General features: G+C 57.8%; 16 protein-coding genes, 2 tRNA genes and 3 pseudogenes. 10 read left to right on the top strand and 11 right to left on the bottom strand.

The annotated features are described in order from the left end of the window. The first annotated feature begins 15 nt into the window (after positions 1-15). A tRNA-Met gene (locus B5495_RS06695) sits at positions 16-92 on the top strand. A gap of 48 nt (positions 93-140) precedes the next feature. On the opposite strand, the gene B5495_RS06700 is transcribed toward B5495_RS06695, so the two are convergent. The 6 genes and pseudogenes from B5495_RS06700 to B5495_RS06725 all read right to left on the bottom strand — a co-directional run bounded on the left by B5495_RS06700 (position 141) and on the right by B5495_RS06725 (position 6,312). Next, positions 141-743 carry a hypothetical protein gene (locus B5495_RS06700; protein ID WP_154045235.1) on the bottom strand — a complete coding sequence of 201 codons (603 nt, stop codon included), beginning with the start codon at positions 741-743 and terminating at the stop codon, positions 141-143. Positions 744-918: 175 nt separating this feature from the next. Beyond that, positions 919-2,070, bottom strand: coding sequence for a histone deacetylase family protein (locus tag B5495_RS06705; protein WP_079552378.1), 1,152 nt, complete (start codon positions 2,068-2,070; stop codon positions 919-921). 163 nt (positions 2,071-2,233) lie between these two features. Beyond that, a pseudogene (locus B5495_RS06710) lies at positions 2,234-2,793 on the bottom strand (helix-turn-helix domain-containing protein); the annotation flags it as partial. A 488-nt stretch (positions 2,794-3,281) separates the two neighbouring features. Continuing rightward, positions 3,282-4,406: an ISAs1 family transposase gene (locus B5495_RS06715; protein ID WP_079552379.1), complete on the bottom strand. Its 1,125-nt coding sequence runs from the start codon at positions 4,404-4,406 to the stop codon at positions 3,282-3,284. 204 nt (positions 4,407-4,610) lie between these two features. After that, on the bottom strand, positions 4,611-4,856 hold the full coding sequence (locus tag B5495_RS06720; RefSeq protein ID WP_231897246.1) for a type 2 periplasmic-binding domain-containing protein: 246 nt from the start codon (positions 4,854-4,856) through the stop codon (positions 4,611-4,613). A 100-nt stretch (positions 4,857-4,956) separates the two neighbouring features. Continuing rightward, complete coding sequence (locus B5495_RS06725; protein WP_079551616.1) at positions 4,957-6,312, bottom strand: IS1182 family transposase; 1,356 nt, start codon at positions 6,310-6,312, stop codon at positions 4,957-4,959. Between the two features lie 104 nt (positions 6,313-6,416). On the opposite strand from B5495_RS06725, the pseudogene B5495_RS14925 reads away from it, so the two are divergent. Then, positions 6,417-6,994 (top strand): annotated as a pseudogene (locus B5495_RS14925) (IS5 family transposase); the annotation flags it as partial. A gap of 9 nt (positions 6,995-7,003) precedes the next feature. On the opposite strand, the gene B5495_RS06735 reads toward B5495_RS14925, so the two are convergent. Further along, positions 7,004-8,178, bottom strand: a protein-coding gene (locus tag B5495_RS06735) for an IS3 family transposase (protein ID WP_154045297.1) whose coding sequence is annotated in 2 segments (ribosomal slippage) — positions 7,004-7,923 and positions 7,923-8,178 — 1,176 coding nt in all. Because the reading frame shifts where the segments join, the coding sequence is not laid out codon by codon here. Positions 8,179-8,251: 73 nt separating this feature from the next. Between B5495_RS06735 and B5495_RS06740 the strand changes: the two are divergent. Continuing rightward, a pseudogene (locus B5495_RS06740) lies at positions 8,252-8,530 on the top strand (transposase); the annotation flags it as partial. A 153-nt stretch (positions 8,531-8,683) separates the two neighbouring features. Here the strand turns inward: B5495_RS06740 and B5495_RS06745 are convergent. Both B5495_RS06745 and B5495_RS06750 read right to left on the bottom strand, forming a co-directional pair. Further along, entirely contained in the window at positions 8,684-9,505 is an 822-nt protein-coding gene (locus B5495_RS06745) for a nucleotidyl transferase AbiEii/AbiGii toxin family protein (protein WP_079552385.1), read from the bottom strand. Further along, positions 9,502-9,918: a DUF6088 family protein gene (locus B5495_RS06750; RefSeq protein WP_079550629.1), complete on the bottom strand. Its 417-nt coding sequence runs from the start codon at positions 9,916-9,918 to the stop codon at positions 9,502-9,504. The genes B5495_RS06745 and B5495_RS06750 overlap by 4 nt, the downstream gene beginning before the upstream one ends. A gap of 226 nt (positions 9,919-10,144) precedes the next feature. Here B5495_RS06750 and B5495_RS14930 point away from each other — a divergent pair, with 226 nt between their 5' ends. The 4 genes from B5495_RS14930 to B5495_RS06765 all read left to right on the top strand — a co-directional run bounded on the left by B5495_RS14930 (position 10,145) and on the right by B5495_RS06765 (position 12,689). Next, positions 10,145-10,600, top strand: coding sequence for a hypothetical protein (locus B5495_RS14930; RefSeq protein ID WP_231897247.1), 456 nt, complete (start codon positions 10,145-10,147; stop codon positions 10,598-10,600). Next, positions 10,516-10,752, top strand: coding sequence for a hypothetical protein (locus B5495_RS15115; RefSeq protein ID WP_422822028.1), 237 nt, complete (start codon positions 10,516-10,518; stop codon positions 10,750-10,752). Before B5495_RS14930 ends, B5495_RS15115 begins: the two co-directional genes overlap by 85 nt. Before the next feature lie 216 nt (positions 10,753-10,968). Beyond that, positions 10,969-11,538, top strand: a complete 570-nt coding sequence (locus B5495_RS06760; protein WP_231897248.1) for a DUF2201 family putative metallopeptidase — start codon at positions 10,969-10,971, stop codon at positions 11,536-11,538. A gap of 113 nt (positions 11,539-11,651) precedes the next feature. Further along, on the top strand, positions 11,652-12,689 hold the full coding sequence (locus B5495_RS06765) for a helix-turn-helix transcriptional regulator (RefSeq protein ID WP_079552388.1): 1,038 nt from the start codon (positions 11,652-11,654) through the stop codon (positions 12,687-12,689). A gap of 105 nt (positions 12,690-12,794) precedes the next feature. Here the strand turns inward: B5495_RS06765 and B5495_RS06770 are convergent, their stop codons facing one another. Next, entirely contained in the window at positions 12,795-13,943 is a 1,149-nt protein-coding gene (locus tag B5495_RS06770; RefSeq protein ID WP_172824533.1) for a PD-(D/E)XK nuclease family protein, read from the bottom strand. Between the two features lie 445 nt (positions 13,944-14,388). On the opposite strand from B5495_RS06770, the gene B5495_RS14615 reads away from it, so the two are divergent. Next, positions 14,389-14,495: transfer RNA gene (locus B5495_RS14615), tRNA-Met, on the top strand. Between the two features lie 169 nt (positions 14,496-14,664). On the opposite strand, the gene B5495_RS06775 is transcribed toward B5495_RS14615, so the two are convergent. After that, a protein-coding gene (locus B5495_RS06775; RefSeq protein ID WP_154045165.1) for an IS5 family transposase occupies positions 14,665-15,518 on the bottom strand; the annotation gives its coding sequence in 2 pieces (ribosomal slippage) (positions 14,665-15,161 and positions 15,161-15,518; 855 coding nt in all). Positions 15,519-16,037: 519 nt separating this feature from the next. On the opposite strand from B5495_RS06775, the gene B5495_RS06780 reads away from it, so the two are divergent. Continuing rightward, positions 16,038-16,295, top strand: coding sequence for an SHOCT domain-containing protein (locus tag B5495_RS06780; RefSeq protein WP_197685645.1), 258 nt, complete (start codon positions 16,038-16,040; stop codon positions 16,293-16,295). A gap of 59 nt (positions 16,296-16,354) precedes the next feature. Beyond that, a complete protein-coding gene (locus tag B5495_RS06785; protein WP_172824534.1) occupies positions 16,355-18,742 on the top strand; it encodes a copper-transporting P-type ATPase in 2,388 nt (795 codons plus the stop codon). Positions 18,743-18,850 lie beyond the last annotated feature (108 nt).

Genomic DNA, 18,850 nt, shown 5'->3' on the forward strand with positions numbered 1-18,850 from the left:
ATGCGTCTCAGTTGATGCGGGGTGGAGCAGTCTGGTAGCTCGTCGGGCTCATAACCCGAAGGTCATCGGTTCAAATCCGGTCCCCGCTACCACTATTTCGAGAGGCAGATCAGTTACTTACTGGTCTGCCTTTTTTGTTTCTATGCGCCTTCTAAACGCCCTTCGGCCGGATTTAACATTACGTTCACGGCACGGACGATCACCTCGAGCCGCTGGTCGGTAAGCCGTCCATGGACCCGAGCTATGATGGTCCCGGAAGCATCCAGAATCAGGACAGCTGCAAGCTTGCTCGCAGCGGGAATATCGAGTGCCTCTTCCATGAGCTGCGAATCGAGAATCCAGGTCTGATCATAGTAGCGTTCCGGCACCGCTTCTCTGGCAAGGCCAATGGCATCCTCTTCGGACATGAAGAATGGCAGATCGATCGTCAGCACGGCACGAATACGCAGTGCCTTGACGTCTAGCGTCTTTCTCAGGGCTTGCGTCCACGCCTTCGTGGAGTCCCCTGCAGCCCTGGATGGCGTGATGATGAGTAGCGTCGGCTGACCAAGCAGAAGACTGCTGTCGACCTTCTCATAGGTCAGTGTGGTGGCGGTGAATGACTCCCACGGCACTTCGGTGTCAGCACCTCCTGCAGAAGTGAGCAATGAAGCCTGCATGACGAGGGTTAGTACGGCAGCTTTGAAATAGGATGGTCGCGACGCCTGGCGTCGGCGAGAATGGGTAGAAGTAACATCTTTCATAGACAGGCTCCGGACGAAAGAAACAATTAGCGCCGTCTATCCGTGCGTTAGAGTAACGGTTGGCGCCTATTCATATACGTTAGGCAATGTGGCTGACGAAGTCCATAGACTCACCCGTCGCCTATGCAGTCTGCCGGGTTATGGGCGCTCCGCACGGTGACGACGCCCATTTCTCTCAATTCTCTGTGTTGGCGTCGCCGGCCTGTCCGGGGGCCAGTGCGCCGATGGCTTTGGCATGGAAGGTTGCTGCGTCGGCCACGGCCGCAGCACCTGGGTCGTCCGGCAGTACGTTGAGCGCACTCACCGGATTCCCCGCCAGCGCCTCGATCACCGCATAGGCACTGTCGGCCAATGCCTTCGCGTTGTAGCCGCCTTCCAGCATCATCACCAGTCGGCCATCGCAGAGCTCATCGGCCAGGGCGCATATACTCTGGGTGACGGCGGCATAGCCGGTTTCGTCCATGGCGCAGACCATGTCGAGGTAATGACAGTCGAAGCCGGTTGATATCAGCAGAATTTCAGGCCGGAATGCGCGCGCCGCCGGACGTACCACCTGCTCAAACACAGCCTGCAGCGTGGCGTTGCCACTACCCACCGGTAGCGGTACGTTGAGGTTGTAACCAGCACCCGCTCCGGCGCCGGTTTCGGCCAACAGGCCGGAGCCCGGGTAGAACGGTGCCGCGCAGTGGCTATCAACCACCAGCACATTGGGATCGTCATAGAAAATGGCCTCGGTGCCGTTGCCGTGGTGCATGTCCAGGTCCCAGATCATGACCCGGTCATAGCCCAGCGCTTTGCGTGCATGCGCCGCGGTGACCGCCAGATTGTTATATAGGCAAAAACCCCGGGCACGGTCGGCCGGAGCATGGTGGCCCGGCGGGCGCACGATACAGAACGCTCGCCGGGCTTCACCGGCGGCGATAGCTTCGATCGCGCCGATCCCGGCGCCGGCCGCCAGGCGGGCCGCTGTCACGCTGCCAGGCGATACTGCGGTCGTGTCCTTGGCCAGCCAGCCGGATTGACCGTCCAGCGATTCGACATGGGCCACATAGGCCGCGTCATGTGCCCGCTCAAGCTGGGTGGCGCTGGCCGGGGCCAGGAGCATCCAGCGCACGCCGTCGATGGGCTCGAGAAGCAGCGAATCGACGATCGCGGTCAGGCGCTCCGGACGTTCCGGGTGCCTATAGGTGTCCAGGTTGCTGTTGGGATATTGCAGCTCAATCATCGCCTTGACGGCGTCGGTCCATTCGGGACGGCCAGGGTCCCAGCCGTGTGGATTGTGACCGAGCATGCGGAAATCGTAATAGATCAATACCGTCGTCGCCATAGCTGTCATCCTCCCGGCTTTTTGAGGTTGTGTTCATCAACGGCGATCGCCGCCACGCAAACCGGGTCGTGGCCGAGGAGCCTTTGGCTCGGTCGTCCGTCACTCATGTCGCTCCCCACCGGCGCAACTGTACACAGGGAAACTTCGACGCTGTGCGTTCTACCGTCTTGCGTTGCATGTCCAGGAACACGGTGACATAACGATGACCGCGTTTGGCTGCCGTTTCATCAAGTCCAACGGACTTGACCTGAGAGAGGTCCAGTTGATCGAGTATGCATCCGACATAGTGATACACGATGCGCCATAGCCGCTTGTCGGTGATCTCGATCAGCCGGACGGCGGCGAGCACCGGCATCTCCCTGATCAGGGCCATGGCGGCCTGTTCAAACAACAGGGTGAAGTCGCTACCGGGGCGGGCCCAGGGTACTTCGATCCGCTTAATGCCGTGCGTGGGGCACTTGGTGCGCGGCACCCGCGCATGCAGATAGCAGTGATGTTGAAAGAAGTTTAGGTGCCGCCAAATCTTGCGGATGAAATCATGGGCCGGGCAAGCTTCACTACACTCGGGGCAAGGGTAAAGGCTGCCACGTTCTGCCTCGACGGTGAGGTCCAAGCGATGGGGTGACACGGCGTATCCAGGTGCTGGTCCTTGAGAATCCAGGGCGCTTCAAGGCCCAAGCCGAGGGTCAGAATCTGGGTGCCTCCTGTCGTTGTGGAGGCCATATTTTGGTCCAGTTCAGGGGGTGAATTCCACACCCAACGTCGAAGAGCCGTATTTTTGTGACAAAACTCATGGTGGTAAATTGACATTAACCCACCTCAATGCCTTGTGAGAAAACACAGAAAGCCCATCAACCATAGGCTCTACAGGTGCATAACGTTGATTAACGACAAATGGTGCCAGCTAGGTATATCAGCCTCATAACCCGAAGGTCATCGGTTCAAATCCGGTCTCCCGCTACCAAACATTGAAAAGCCGGTTCTTTTGAGAGCCGGCTTTTTATTGCGTGTGTGCGTCTAACTTGAAGGTCATCGGTTTGCTCTTGTTTTCACACAGGCGGCCCTGATACCACTACTTTTATAGTAAAATCAATAATTTACTGATCCTCATTTTTTTGTCTGCCTTTTAAAATCCCTCTGTGCCCACCTTGCGCCCACGCTGGGCCCAAAATCTTCAATCGTGCAGGGCAATCGCATGAGGCGAACTATTCTCATTCGAGGCCCAGCAGGTGTGCCCGGTACGCGTCGGATGTGGCGGCGATGATCCGCTTGGTCTTGAAACTGCCCTCGCGTTTGACCGGGTCCAGACGAATTAAATTCAGCGTCAAGCGCTTTAGAATCGCCAGGTTGTGGGCGGCATGGGCTGTGCGGGCTCGCATCTGGTCATCGCCAAAGGTCACGTCCAGACACCAGTGTACCCGGTTCTCGATGCCCCAGTGTTGGCGTACCGCCTTGGCCAGCTGCTCGGCATCGGGGCCTAGGCTGCTGAGGTAGTAACGCCGTTCCCGCGTCACCTTGCCTTGCCGCTCACAGCTCGACTCGACGACGGCAAAACAGCGCAGGTCGGGCCATCGTTCCGGATGGGATAGACACGCGAGGGCATCGAACACATAGCAGCGACGCGTTTCCAGTCGCCCGTGATCCTTGTTGACCGTTTCGCTGACCTGGTGCGGCGTCTTGTCCGCGGGTGCTGACTGGAACAGGTCGAAGAAGTCCTCGATCGCGGTCTTGAGCTGGGGCTGATTGTCCTTGACGGCCAGCACATAGTCCGCCTGACGGTCACGGATGGCCTGCGCAATGCTGGGCTGTGTCCCCATGGCATCGATCGTCACGATGCAGCCTTTGAGTGCCAGGGACGCCAGCAGCTCGGGGATCGCCGTTTTCTCGTTCGACTTGGTGGCGGTCGCCTGCTGGCCGAGGATGACGCCAGCATCCGCCGCGAACGCACTGACCAGGTGTAACGGGCCTTCACAAGCCTTGGCCGAGCGCCGGCTGGTCTTGCCATCCAGTGCCGCGACCTGGGGCGAAACCCCGGGCAACACACCGTCCACCCAGTCGCGGAAGGCGGCTTCGAACGCCTGAGGATCCATCAGGCCGAAGAGACGTGCGAAGGTATCGTGAGAGGGAATGCCATTGGGCAAGCGCAGGTAGTGTTGGAGCCAGGCACGCTTCTCCTGGGCCCAGAGTTCGATCTCCTTGAACGTGTCGGCGCCGACGAGGATGCCGCAGGCGGCGACCGTGAGGACTTCCGGCAAGGCATGTTGGACCCTGTTGGGATGACGTGGATCGGTAACACCGGCGAAGACCTCCAGCATGGACTGCGGAGAATGAGACATAAGGAATCGTTGACCAAAGCCCCAGCTATACCTGTTCACGCGACAGGATTCAAATACGAACGATTCAGGTCATGCGATTGCCCTGTTCAATCGTGCTGAAATGGCCGAAATTTGGCATGACCTTGATAGCATTCCAAATGCTCTCAAACTCAGTGATCATGCGGAATCCGACACCTAGCGGCCAAGACGTAAAGAGAACGACCGTTAAAGCGGGCCTCCCAATGTCGGCTTGAGGGCATCGAGTACTCGTCCGGCCCTCGCCGAGAGTGGCCACTCGGCCCGGTGCAATAGCCACAGCGTATCTACCACCATGGGTTCGCCAGTCACCACCCGAATCGCCTCGGGGCGCGCAAAGGCTTCACGAGCGAACTGCGGTAGTACGGTAAAGCCCAGCCCTAGCAGTCTGTCGGACTTGATGTTGATAAAGGCATTGAGACGTAGGTCTTTCAACCATCCCTTATGTTGGTGATGGTATATGACCCTTAACCTGCCCCTCGGCTTCTACTCTGCGAGGTGATTATCCGTCGTTACCGGCTGAGCGCTACGCGCCTCAGCCCGCTGCCAACCGGTGCATCCGTTTAATGTTCCATGCCATGGTGACCAGCCGCCACTCACCGCTGACATTCTCCAGCCCTCGCAGCGAGACCTGCCGGAACCCCATCACGTGTTTAATGATCCCGAAGACCGGTTCCACGGTATGTTTACGCAACGCGTAAAGCGCTCGCCCCGCCTGTGTCTTCAAGTGGTGTGCCATTTGCTCAACAGGCTCCTTGCTCGCTGGAGTAGGCGGGTCAGCGGCAAAGCGCTCAAGGACCGGGGGATGGTGGACATCGCGCTTCATTGCTATCAGAGGCTTGATACGGTGGTCGTGGCAGGCTTGAACATTGGCAGCACTGAAGTAGCCGGTATCGGCCAGTAAGTGGTCTGGTTTTGCTAACGGTGCGGGGAGTCTCGCCAACGCCGTCAGTAGCGGCATGACCTGCTGTTTGTCGTTGGTCGCTTGGGTGACATGGGTATGAGTCACCAGCATGCTGTCAGTATCGACTGCGGCCTGGGCGTTATAGCATTGATCGAAGCCCTTGCCGGTGACCGGCATGATGCGTGACTGCGGATCAGTAAGGTTAACCTGATCTTTGTCACGCGGGCCACCTGTTGGCGGTTCAGGGTCACGTCCGCGAGGTTTCTTTCCCGTCTTCCGCTGCGCATCACGCCGTGCCACCTTTTCCTGGTAGGCCGCTTTTTCAGCGGCCTCACGCTCCTTGGCCCGAGCCTCGATCTTGGTCTTCGCTACGGCGATCGCTTCCAAGCGTGCTTCACGCCGGGCTATCTCGGCAGGAATATCCATGCCGTCGGCCGCGTCATCCTTGTCCGCCGATGCAGCCCGCTGGGTCAGCGCCTTCACCTCAGCCTTGAACTGCGCCTCCAGTTTCTTGGCATGACCATATGACAATGCCTTGTGCTTGCTGGCATTGGCGTTGAGTTTGGTGCCGTCCAAGGCGATGGTGCCGAGCGTGAGTAGCTTCATTTCTCGGGCCAGCAGCAGAACTTGAACGAACAGCTGCTCCAGTTCCGGCAGAAAACGCCGACGAAAGGTAGCCAGGGTGTCGTGATCGGGGTGGGTGTTGGCGGCCAAATAGCGAAACGCCACCGAGTCATAGGTGGCACGCTCAATCTTGCGACTGGAGACCACGCCGGTAGCGTAGCCGTAGACCAACAGGTTCAGCAGTACCGCGGGATGATGGGCCTTGGAGCCCCGGCCCGCGTAACGCCGAGTCAGGGCTGAGAGGTCCAGTTGCTCGACGACATCGACGACGAACCGCGCCAAGTGGCCATCCGGCAACCACTCGTCTACCGAAGGCGGCAGTAAGTAATCGGTCTGACGGTCCACAGGGATAAAGCGGCTCATGGCGATGTTCTCAGTTCGGGGTGACAGCGGTTAGTATCTCACGGTGCGGCGGAAAGTCCGACAGACTGCTAGGTTTGCCCATACCGTAGCAGCATAGGTGACGTATGGCAGGTCGTTACGAAATCTCGAGCCACAAGTGGTCGCTGATCGAAGATATTGTCTCTCCGCCGCAGCGGATGGGAAGGCCTAGACGGGATGATCAACAAATACTGAATGGTATCTTTTGGGTGCTGTGCTCCGGTGCTAAATGGCGAGATGTGCCGGAGCGCTATGGCCCGTGGACCACCGTATATGATCGCTTTCGTCACTGGCGTGATGATGGCACCTTCGATGCCGTTCTTGAGCGACTGCACCTCCAGCTGCGAGAAGATGGGCTCATGGATTTAGACACATGGATGGTCGACTCCACTTCAATTCGCGCCACGCGGGCTGCCTCGGGAGGCGGCAAAAAGGGGGCTCCAGCGAACCGTTAGATCATGCGCTGGGCCGCAGCCGTGGCGGATTGACGACCAAAATTCATTTGGTGTGTGATCGCCACGGTTGGCCCCTGACCTTTAGCTTGTCGCCTGGGCAAGACGCTGACTCCCGCCACTTCATCTCCGCCTTGGAGAGCGTCTACCTGCCCGGGTGCCGGGGGCGGCCTCGAAAGCGTTGCCGCTACGTGGTGGCGGATAAGGGATATGTGTAGTGGTCAAGTGTTTTTGGCCACGGCCTTTTGAGCATTCCAGTATGTCGTTTCTGCCGCATTCGGTGGCAGCCCATCGTTATGTGTGTGCGGCCTGAGGCAGCTGTAGTAGCTGATTATATATTCAGTGATGGATTGCTTCGCCGCCGCCATATCGAGATAGCCCGTTGCTGGTACCCACTCTGTTTTCAGGCTTCTGAAAAAGCGTTCCGTTGGCGCATTATCCCAGCAATTCCCTCGGCGACTCAGGCTCTGTGTCATCTGATAGCGCCAGAGGCATTGCCGGAAACCCAGGCTGGTGTATTGGCAACCTTGGTCCGAATGAAAAAGAACGCTCTTGGGTTCATGGCGAGATTCATACGCCATCATCAACGCCTTGTTAACGAGCTCTGTGTCCGGTGACGGCGACATCGCCCAGCCCACCGGCTTGCGTGAAAAAAGGTCAATAACCACCGCCAAATACGCCCAGCGTGATCCAGTCCAAATATAGGTGATGTCACCAGTCCAAGCCTTGTTGGGCGTCTTTACATCGAACTGCCGGTCGAGCCGATTCGGAATAGCCAGGTGCGGCTGCATCGCCTTTTTGTAGGCATGGCGCGGCGGCTGTGTGCTCGCCAACCCAAGCCGTTTCATCCGTTTTCCGGCACGGTAGCGGCTCAGCGGCACTCCTGCTTGGGTCACCATCTTGGCAATGCTCCGCGCCCCTGCAGAGCCCTTGCTGGCTGCATGGGTATCGACGATTCGCTGCAGCAGGGCTCGCTCTTCCTGGCTTGGTACCGTATTTCTGTTACGCCATGCGCGGTAACTGCTGCGGTGCACCCCAAATACGCTACACAAGCGCTGCACCGCATAGCTCTCTTCAAGTCGCTCGATTAACGAGAATTGCTCAGGGAGTCGGACATCAAGAGAGCGGTAGCCTTTTTTAGGATGGTCTTTTCTTCCTCAGATCGCCGTAGCCGCCGCTTTAAATCCTGAATTTCACGCTGCTCAGGTGTCAGCGCTTCACCTTTTTGCGGCGCATTGCCTGCCCGCTCTACGCGTAGCTTGCGAACCCAGGATTCCATGGTGGTTTTGCCTATCCCCATGGCCTCGCAAGCTGCCTTCAGCGTATAGCCTTGATCAACGACAAGTTGCGCCGCTTCCAGACGAAATGCCGGGCTGAAATTTCTTCTCTTGGTCATCATGTCCACCTGATTTTCTCTCGGAGTGATCATACACTCAAAACCAGCTGGCCAAATTGACTATGCCACTACATATGATAGCGAAGCCCTGCGCCGGTATTGCGACCGCCATCATATGAAGCCCATCATTCCTCAGCGCAGGATGCGGCGTAAACCACGCCCCGGGCTCCCTCGTGGATTTGATAAACCTAAATATCGTGAGCGTAACGCCGTCGAGCGTTGCATTGGCTGGCTCAAAGAGCTGCGGCGCATTGCGACACGTTATGACAAGCTGGCTCGTAGTTTCCGTGCCATGGTATGCCTTGCGTGCATACATCGTTGCCTACGAGCCAACTTTTCGTACAAAACCTAGATAGTTTAATTAAAGACTAAATGTAGGGTGCCGTATTATTGGCTTGCCAGGCAAACACCCCGCGCATTAGCTAAAAGAGGCTCGGCTAATGCCATGAAGGATAACGAACACGCTGTACGGACGGCTAGCGCAACAGTTTATGAGTCAGTTCCGTCACCGTTTGCAAGGCAATATTCCAGGATGCTGGGGTATCGGCGCTGCCAAAAATTGCGGATGTTGACGCCCGAATTGTTCCGCATCCGTCTGTACGACGTTGTGGATCAAGCTGCTCAATGCCGTGGCGTCGTAGCCGGATGCCGCGATGATGTGAAGGTCGTAGACGTGTCTGATCAGGGTTTCATCATCGTAGCAAGAACGGTCACGGCCAACATGCGCGGTGCGACGGAGCAACGCCACCAATTTTTCACTGATCGTGGCCTGTATAGAGACCACGGGAAAAGACGCTATTTCCGGGGAATGTTGCAAAGCATCGGCATACAGGGAACTGACAGAGCACGTTACGACAGGCTCAAACAACTCAGAGGCCGTGATATCCAGCTTCAAGTCTGGCCGAAGAGCGGAGATGCCAGCCTGCGTCCGGGGATAGCGAACCGTGAATTCGGCATAGCGGTATTCATTACGCTTGGCGATGCCATGCTCGGGGTCAAGCTCAAACACGGCGGATTCATGGATGAGCTGGGTAATCTCGGTTAACACCGCTTTGCGAGCCGCCTTCAAGGCGGTTCTCGACATCTCCTCTGCCACGCCTTCACGAGCCACCAGCTTGATATCGATATCCTCGGACATACGGAAAAGGTTGCGATGTGCTTTTGCCAAGCTCGTTCCACCCGCAAACACCAGAGTGAAACGCGCTGAGTGAAGCCCTGACAACAAGCTCAGCAACTGTACGGCGTACGCATCCTTTTCCACGATGGCAGGGCTATCAATGCCAAGTGCATCGGCTACGTCAGGAAATAACCCCGGATCAATGTTCATGCTGAAGCGCGCTCAATACCCAAGCGGTATTTTCCGTAGGCAATACGCCGCTGAAACGGTCCCTTTACCCTGACCACGACGCGCGCGGGAATTTGCGTGCTGCCCGCCTGATAGGCTTTTTCCGCGCTGGCAGGTTCCCATTGTACGCCCAGGCGATTTAGCGCCTCCTTGGCGACCTGAGTAAAGCCGCCAGGGGCTGCCAGCATCGGTTGGCCGGTAATGCGGTTTTGACGCGCTTTGGCATAGAGTCCTTTGCCGACGCGAACCACACGCCCTTGGGCTTCCAGTTGCCGAAGCGCCCGGCCGACTTGGTCGTAGTCACCCAACACGGCGAAGTCGTCGCGCAGAAATACCGTCCGCCGACTCTTGCGGATCTTATCGCGTATGCGGGTTTTAAGGGGTTCAGTGCGCATGTCACACCTCCAGACGCCGAGCTCTCATGACTCATAGTCTATAACGCCCACTGTAAAGAGGCAAAAACACGACAACAAAAATCGCATTAATTAAAATAAAATTATTATATATCATGGCCTTATATAATATATTGTGACCCAAAATACGCCGCGCCCCGCGCTTGGCGATCACCCCGTACAGGAGCCCTGCTCATGCTTGCTCGTTTTCAGGACTGGCTGGCATAGCATGAGTGAAGGCGACGTGCTCGCGCGGGGCGATTTTTTGGCGCCACCGGGTATTGGCAGGGAGATGCTGAAAGAGGTGCAAGGTGAGCACCTGCTGGCGGGAATGCCTGAAGGCGTGCGCGCGGTGATTCGCGTGGCCCCTTTTCTGGGCGTGGAGCTGGCTCAGGTATGCAGCCGGTTTGCTGCCGCGCGCGATCTGGCAGTCAGCGCGCCGCTATTGCTGGTGCTACTGGTGGAGCGCGGTGCCCTTGAGGCATGGTCGCCCGAGACCTTTTGCAGCGATACGGTTTCTATCCCGACCCGCCGCTGCCGGAGAACGCCTGCATTGAGCCGATCATCAGCTGGGACGGGCTGCTACAAGAAGGACGCCACATGCAGCACTGCGTCGGCGCCTACCACGGCACCGTGGCGGCGGGTCAGGTGGCGCTTTATCACATGCACGACCCTGAATCCGTGACCGTAGCGCTACGCCCCCAAGGCGCTTCATGGGTGCTCAGCGAGGCCAGCGGCACGGCTAACGCCAGACCCTCAACGGCGGCGTTGAGCAAGATTCAGGCATGGCTTGAGCAAGCAACAAGGGATGAAACTGTTTTTAAATCAGCCTTATAAAACTATTGGCTTTGTCTATCTAACCATATTGCAGGCATGCGTCCTGCCCTGTCGCACTACTCGCCTAGCCTGTTGCCATTCACTGGGTTTTTCGGATGGTAGCAAATGAATATGCTCAACACGGTAGCTCCTGACCACACCTCGTCTCTCAACCGTTGCTCATCTCACCCTGCGCCTACGTTGAGTGCTGCGCTTTCATCGCACGCGGATCAAGAATTGAAAAAATGGCAGCAGGACCGCAAACATTGGGAAGACACCTTGTCAGTATTGGGCTGGCTCAGCCACTGCCTGACGTTACAGCCGGTTGAGCAACCAGGGTTTACCACCGTCAGTACCGATGGTCGCTATCTGTATTTTTGCCCCCTGTATAGCGCGACGCTAACCGATACTGAGCGCCGCTTTTGGCAGGCACACCTGATCTGGCACTGTGTTGCCGGCCACCTGTATGCACCGTTAGGCGTACATGCCCATCGCTGGCACCTTGCCTGCGACCACGAAATCAACAGCCTGTTGCTGGCGCTTGATGTGCCGCTTTCTGATAACGCCGTGCTATTTCCCGCACGCTGCGGACACAGTGCCTTGCAGGTGTACCATTGGCTGGCAGACCACCCTTCGCCACAGAGTGAATCCACGCCGGATATTCATCCGGCAGCCCTTTGGCTATACGGGGCTTCCGCCCTGGCTGATTCTGCGCTTATTGCCCTGTGGCGACGCCGAGCGCATTTAGCCGCGCGTGAGATACCGGCACTGCCCACTATGGTCGCCGCGTTTTGTGTATCGCGCTAAACTGTGCATTAGCTTTATGTGATTATTGCCACGGCATTCTCAGCAGCTTCTCCATGACTATCTCCACAACGGTCATCAAGCCAGTCACCCAAACAATCATCACAAGGGGCACCATGTCTGATCTGCGCGATACGCTGTTTCGTTATTTGACGCTGCTGCAACTGATTCCGCGTTATCCGGGGCGTGCTTCTACGCCGGTGCTGAAGGAAAAGCTGGCCGAGCGTGGCTTTCAGATTGATTCTCGCTCGCTCCAGCGCGATTTGCGCGACCGCCTTTCCGTGCACTTTCCGCTGGTCTGCGACGACAGCCAAAAGCCCTATCGTTGGTATTTTGATCGGGATTTTCATTGCAACCTACCTGCACTGGACGTGCCCAGTGCGCTCACGCTGGTACTTGCCGAAGAGTACCTCAAGGGCCTGCTACCACCGGTGGTTATCGGTCAGCTGTCGCCGCACTTTACCGATGCCCGTCGGCTGCTGGATGAGCTGTCGTCCAACGGATTGAGCCGTGGGGCACGCAAGGTCCGCGCGATTCCCAACGGCAAGGCGCTGATTCCAGCCGAGTTGAATGCAGATACTTGGCAAGTAGTCACTGAGGCGCTGTTGGAGCAAAAGGCCATCGACGTGACCTATCTGTCGCGCAGCAGTGAAACCGAGAAACCGTTGACGCTACACCCCCAAGGGATGGTCAGCCGGCACAGCGTGACCTACCTGCTGGCCACGGTGAACAGCTACGCCGATATTCGTCAGTTCGCGCTGCATCGAGTCAGGCACGCAGCGTTAAGCGAGCAGCCGTGGCGCGCCAGAGAAGACTTCAATATTGATACATACATTCAAGGCGGCGCTTTTGGTTACCGGCAAGGAGCGCACGACGTTACCTTGAGCGCGGATATCGCTCGGTCAGTCGCTTGGCTTTTGCAGGAAACGCCGCTCTCCCACGAGCAGTCCGTCGAAGCACTTCCAGGCTCGGACTGGTACCGCTTAACCGCCCGTGTCCCCGACGATCAACAAACACTCTGGTGGCTAATGGGGCTCGGCGCCAACGTCAAGGTACTGGCGCCCAGTGCATGGCGCGACGAGCTAAAAGCCACCGCCGAGCGGGTGCTGGCGCACTATGCGGATGATGCCTCGGCTGTCCACGACGATACTTAAAGCGATCTAATTGAAGCGGACACCCCGATAAGCTTCACCATATAGGCAGTGGCCGTAAATACTTGACCATTACACTCGATCTCAGCATAACCAGATGGCATTAGCTCAGTCACTGGGAAGTAACTCAGCTTCAAGGGTCGCTCGGCATTCTTCAGTGAGAGCCGACAGACAGCGATCATGTTGTAGAAGCTGAAGTGCCTCGCAGATGGCCGCATACAAGGCTTCCTGCTGGTCCTCAATGGTCTGAGTACCGCGCAAAACGTCCAACAGCGGGGTTTCCAGGTAGATGGGATGATAATTATTGGAGCGATCTTCCTCTCTATGGTGATAAAACGACCAACGTGTGCTTGGTGCTCCCTCTCTCAGGGACTCCACCAGAGAGAGGTAACTTGGCAGATAACTGTAGGTCCGATGCAGCGCGTGCGAGAAATCCAAAATCATCTGCAGCATGACCTGATCGGGATGGCGATGCTGTACCGAGTGATCGGTCCCATCCAGGATGACGCCAACAAAGATCCCAGGCATCCATTTGACGGGGCCAGACGCATGCACTAGCTCAAAGCCAAGGCGTCCCCACCGATAATTCTTCATGGAACTCTCGTATCCACCTTCAAGCGGCCAGTGCCTGCCGGCTAGAGGAGAAAGAGCCTGCGAAATCTGGTTTGGCAACTTTCCAGCGATAGGATAATAGCGGATGGCCTGATGGTCGATGGGAGCAGCGGGATGCAGTCCCTCATGGCGCAATAGGGCCAAAAAGCTGTCGATATGAAACTGCTCGGTCGCGTTATCGCATTGGCCGACATACTCTTCCAGTGCGGTGTAGATGTGGTGCCAACAGAGGCAGCCATCGGCTTCGGAGCGATGTTGATCAAAGGTCGTACTGATCACAACGACTCTAGCTTCTTGGCCCTCAAAGTGGTTCTGGGCAAGTTCTTGGTAGCGGAGAACCTGCTCCTGATGCAGTGCGGCATGCACCTTGTGCTCGAACAGGATCGCCCCGCCCGCCCATTGCGCCAGCATGTCTAGGCGAGCTCCGGGATAGGCTACTTGGGTGTCCCAAGTCACATCGCACATTGGAACATCGATTCTGCGGTCCGCTCGCATGCGCATGACGGTAGTTTCAAGCACCTTTGCAGCCACTCCTTCCACATTGCGTAGCAGCCAGGCAAAAACCTCAGTGATGAAATCCTCAAGAGAGTCACGCCCCTCCCGGGGGCGATACTGTCGAAGGCTAACCAATAGAGAATCGTCCATATAGCATCCTTGTCGATGATAGAGCCCGGCTACATTAGCACAGGTTGGATCATACGCTTGGAAGAGTAGCGTGATAGCCATTTATCTTGCAGTACAACGGCCCAAGGTTTGGCTTGAGCTGAGCTGGCGAAGATAGCAAATCATGGCACCCAGCAGTTCGGGGGTTGCTGGTGGTAAGACTTGGCCAAAGCAATGACTGATATTCTCTGTTCTGACTTCCTTGCCACACCGTTCGAATTAGAGCTACACAAACGTCAGCAGGATGGTTGACATGCTTAGCCTGAGATGAAAAACAACGTGGGATATTCATGGACACAACGCTTCACTGCCTCAAGGTCAAAATTTGCCGTAAAATTCACTTTTTATTTTGTGACAAGCTCGTCAGGCCACAATTGACGCCAAACGACATTATTCTCTCTTCAAAAACCGCTACAAGCCGCATCATGGCGGGGATTAACGGCATTTTGTGCCACATAAGAAAAAATAAGAAAATCGACTTCAATCAGCCTCATAACCCGAAGGTCATCGGTTCAAATCCGGTCCCCGCTACCACTATTTCGAGAGGCAGATCAGTTACTTACTGGTCTGCCTTTTTTGTTGCGTGTGTGCCTAGCCCGAAGGTCATCGGTTCGCTCTTGTTTCACACCGGCGGTCCCCGCTACCACTATTTAAAGAGGCAGATCAGTTACTTACTGGTCTGCCTTTTTTGTTGCGTGTGTGCCTAGGTTCTGTCTGAAAAGTCGACCCTCATACATCGTTCGATGCAGGCCAGCGTGACCATCGCTCTGTAACTGCTGGCAAGCTTGTCGTAGCGAGTATTCAGCCGACGCTTTTCCTTGAGCCAGCCAAACAGACGCTCTACCACGTTGCGCTGACGGTATTTGGGTCTATCAAACTGATGCGGCAGGCCTGGCCTCGGGCGTCGATGCATGCGCCGTCTGGGGATGATCGGGCGCATACCGTAACGTGTGCAGTAATGTCGTAATGCATCGCTGTCGTAGCCCTTGTCCGCCACAAGATAGCGGCTGCGCTTGCGAGGACGACCCGCACGCCCCGGCAATCGAACCTTCTCCAGTAGCTCCGTTAAGTAGGTCGAATCCGCGCGCTGGCCTGCAGACAAAGAAAATGTGATGGGAACGCCCTGGCTGTCACACAGCAGGTGGATCTTCGTGGTCAACCCGCCACGACTGCGGCCGAGTGCATGATCCAGCGGTTCTATTGACCCCCCTTTTTGCCGGCACCGCTGGCCGACCGGGTTGCTCTGATGGACGTCGAATCCACCATCCAAGTATTGAGGTCCATATAGCCATCTTCACGCAGACGCAGATGTAGGCGGGACAGAATGTGGTCGAACGTGCCGTCGTCACGCCACTGTCGGAAGCGCTGATAGACGGTTTTCCACGGACCATAACGCTCCGGCAGGTCGCGCCACTGTGCCCCGGCGCAGAGAATCCACAGAATGCCGTTGAGCATCTGGCGATCATCCCGGCGTGGGCGTCCCATAGCCTGCGGCGGAGAAACAATATCTTCGATCACTTGCCAGCGCTGATCGGAAAGTTCGTAACGGCCTGCCATAGCGGTCTCCTGCTCAATCAACAGGGACAGCATAACAGCCATGACTTTTCAGACAGAACCTAGCCCGAAGGTCATCGGTTCGCTCTTGTTTCACATCGGCGGCCCCCGCTACCCAACATTAAAAAGCCGGTTCTCTTGAGAGCCGGCTTTTTTTATTGCGTGTATATGCCCAACACGAAGATCCTCGGTTCACTCTGGTTTCAACACCGGCGGCCCCGTTACCACTACTTCGATAGGTAGATCAGTAATTTGCTGGTCTGCCTTGTTTATTGCCCGCTGCTTAATGGCCACTCGCCTCCAAACGCCGAAGCCACACCGCCTCGCAAGTTACCCGGGGACATCTCCTCAGCGCAATTTTTCAGCGTTAGTTCAGTTCCACTGCATAAACTGAAAGCTGATCTGCATCAAGCCAGATATGAGCCCCGAACGCCATGGCTTGACCTCTGGGTAACCCACAGGTTCTAGACTGGTATCAGAACCTGTCAATCGGGTTAACCACCAATAGAAGGAGACCTGACCATGTCGGGAAATATGATGGCCTATATGGGAAGTTCCAGCTGGGGATACATACTCTTTTGCGGGTTAATGATGGTGCTGTTCTGGGGCGCCATCATTGCCTTGGTGGTGTTTCTGGTGCGTGGCCGGGGCAAAGATGAAGTAAGCGACGAGGCTTCTCAGCGGCGGCCAACCGCGTTTGAGCTTCTGCAGGAGCGCTACGCTCGAGGCGAGATCGACCAGCAGGAATACGAGCAACACAAGCACGATCTTGTGCATTGACGGTTTTTGTATAGAACGCTGAGACACCACCAGCCCACCAAGGTGACGGAGACAATGTCATGGCTCAACAGCAGGAATACTCGCAGCACGGCAAGCAGGAGGCCGCCCAATACACCTGCCCGATGCACCCGGAGGTGGTGGCTGACCAGCCGGGTGACTGCCCGAAGTGCGGCATGCACCTTGTGCCCGTCAACAACAGCGACTCACAGGCGCATTCCAGCCATGACAATTGTCATGCACATGAGCACGCTCATCACACCAACCCTAAAACCACCGCGCCGGTGCGCGGCGGCAAGTACGACAAGGTGCCGGCCGGGCATGCCGGCGCCGTCTACACCTGTCCGATGCATCCCGAGGTGCGGCAAACCAAACCCGGCGCCTGCCCGCTTTGCGGCATGGGGTTGGAGCAAGAGTCCACGGCGGTTGGGGACGAGGGACCGAATCCAGAGCTGATCGATTTCACCCGACGCTTCTGGGTTGCGGCCGTCCTCACGATCCCATTGCTGGTACTGGCGATGAGCCCCTATCTGGGCCTCACCGCGATCCGCGACTTCTTCGGCGAACGGACCTCAATGTGGATCGAGTTTGTCCTGGCGACGCCGGTGATCCTGTGGTCAGGCTGGCCGTTCTTCGTGCGCGGCGTCAACTCCTTCCGGACGATGAACCTCAACATGTTCAGCCTGATCAGCATGGGCGTCGGTGCGGCCTATCTGTTCAGCATCGTCGCGGTGCTGGCGCCGGGCATCTTCCCCGAGGGCTTCCGTGATCCCGAGACCGGCAATGTCGGTGTCTATTTCGAGGCCGCGGCGGTGATCGTCGCGCTGGTCCTGCTGGGTCAGGTGATGGAACTACGTGCACGGGAAGGCACTGGTAAGGCAATCCGCGCGCTGCTGGACATGGCCCCCAAGACCGCCCGGGTGATCCGGCCCGATGGCAGCGAAGAGGAGATCCCGCTGGACGACGTGCAGGTGGGCGACCACCTGCGGGTACGGCCCGGCGACAAGGTGCCGGTGGACGGCGTGGTGGTCGAGGGCCGCTCCTCGATCGACGAGTCGATGATCTCAGGCGAGCCGGTGCCGGTGGAGAAGGTCGACGGCGACAAGGTCACCGGGGCCACCATCAACGGTACCGGCAGCCTGATCATGGAGGCCACCCGTGTCGGTGCCGATACCATGCTCAGCCAGATCGTCGAGATGGTGGCGAATGCCCAGCGCTCCCGCGCGCCGATCCAGAAATTCGCCGACAAGGTGGCGGGCAAGTTCGTCCCCGCGGTGATCGGCGTCGCCGTGATCGCCTTCATCGCCTGGGCGATCTGGGGGCCGGCGCCGGCGCTGTCCTATGCGCTGGTCTCGGCGGTGGCGGTGCTGATCATCGCCTGTCCTTGCGCCCTGGGGCTGGCCACGCCGATGTCGATCATGACGGCCACCGGACGCGGCGCGCAGCTGGGGGTGCTGATCAAGAACGCCGAGGCGCTGGAGCGTTTCGCCAAGGTCGATACGCTGATGGTCGACAAGACCGGCACCCTGACCGAAGGCAAACCGAAGCTGGTGGCGGTGCTGCCGGAAGCGGGGCATGACGAAGCCGAGGTGCTGCGCCTGGCGGCCAGCCTGGAGCGCGGCTCCGAACACCCGCTGGCCGAGGCGATCGTCAGCGGCGCCGAGGAACGTGGGGTGACCCTCGCCGATGCCAGCGATTTCGAGGCCGTGACCGGCATGGGCGTGAAGGGCGTGGTCGACGGCAAGCCGGTGGCGCTGGGTAATGCCAAGCTGATGGCCGAACTGGGCCTGGACGGCGGCAAGCTAGCGGACACCGCCAATGACCGCCGTGACCAGGGCGAGACGGTGATGTTCGTCGTGCTCGACGGCGCCATCGCGGGTCTGGTCAGCGTCGCCGACCCGGTGAAGGAGACCACGCCCGAGGCACTGAAGGCGCTGCACCAACTCGGCTTTCGCATCATCATGGCGACGGGCGACAACGAGCGCACCGCCAAGGCGGTGGCCGGGCGCCTGGGCATCGACGAGATCCGCGCCGATGTAATGCCCGAGGACAAGGCCCGCATCATCCGTGAACTGCAGGAACAAGGCCGCAAGGTCGCCATGGCCGGCGACGGGGTCAACGATGCCCCGGCACTGGCCCAGGCCGATGTCGGCATCGCCATGGGCACCGGCGCCGATGTGGCGATCGAAAGCGCAGGCTTCACGCTGGTCAAAGGCAATCTCGACGGTATCGTGCGCGCCCGTAAGCTGTCCCAAGCCACGATGCGCAACATTCGTCAGAACTTGTTCTTCGCGTTGTTTTATAACGCGATCGGCGTGCCAATCGCTGCCGGCATCCTGTTCCCCTTCTTCGGCATCCTGATCTCGCCGATGTTTGCCGCCTTCGCGATGAGTGCATCGTCCTTGTCGGTGGTCACCAATGCGCTGCGCCTGCGTCGGGTAAGGATCTGATCATGGCGAGCGGGAAGCGCCGGCTGAGCAGGCAGCCGAATAGAAGGCGCGTCTCGCTCTCTGCACTTGAAGAAATACGTTCTATGGGAAAAAGGCAGAGGAAATTTA

It is taken from the genome of Vreelandella subglaciescola (genome assembly GCF_900142895.1).
Lineage (GTDB): Bacteria > Pseudomonadota > Gammaproteobacteria > Pseudomonadales > Halomonadaceae > Vreelandella > Vreelandella subglaciescola.

Excerpts from the sequence above, each read along its gene's own strand:
- B5495_RS06700 (WP_154045235.1), bottom strand. The coding sequence starts at position 743 with ATGAAAGATGTTACTTCTACCCATTCTCGCCGACGCCAGGCGTCGCGA.
- B5495_RS06705 (WP_079552378.1), bottom strand. The coding sequence starts at position 2,070 with ATGGCGACGACGGTATTGATCTATTACGATTTCCGCATGCTCGGTCAC.
- B5495_RS06715 (WP_079552379.1), bottom strand. The coding sequence starts at position 4,406 with ATGTCTCATTCTCCGCAGTCCATGCTGGAGGTCTTCGCCGGTGTTACC.
- B5495_RS06725 (WP_079551616.1), bottom strand. The coding sequence starts at position 6,312 with ATGAGCCGCTTTATCCCTGTGGACCGTCAGACCGATTACTTACTGCCG.
- B5495_RS06745 (WP_079552385.1), bottom strand. The coding sequence starts at position 9,505 with ATGAACATTGATCCGGGGTTATTTCCTGACGTAGCCGATGCACTTGGC.
- B5495_RS06750 (WP_079550629.1), bottom strand. The coding sequence starts at position 9,918 with ATGCGCACTGAACCCCTTAAAACCCGCATACGCGATAAGATCCGCAAG.
- B5495_RS14930 (WP_231897247.1), top strand. The coding sequence starts at position 10,145 with ATGAGTGAAGGCGACGTGCTCGCGCGGGGCGATTTTTTGGCGCCACCG.
- B5495_RS15115 (WP_422822028.1), top strand. The coding sequence starts at position 10,516 with ATGCAGCACTGCGTCGGCGCCTACCACGGCACCGTGGCGGCGGGTCAG.
- B5495_RS06765 (WP_079552388.1), top strand. The coding sequence starts at position 11,652 with ATGTCTGATCTGCGCGATACGCTGTTTCGTTATTTGACGCTGCTGCAA.
- B5495_RS06770 (WP_172824533.1), bottom strand. The coding sequence starts at position 13,943 with ATGGACGATTCTCTATTGGTTAGCCTTCGACAGTATCGCCCCCGGGAG.
- B5495_RS06780 (WP_197685645.1), top strand. The coding sequence starts at position 16,038 with ATGTCGGGAAATATGATGGCCTATATGGGAAGTTCCAGCTGGGGATAC.
- B5495_RS06785 (WP_172824534.1), top strand. The coding sequence starts at position 16,355 with ATGGCTCAACAGCAGGAATACTCGCAGCACGGCAAGCAGGAGGCCGCC.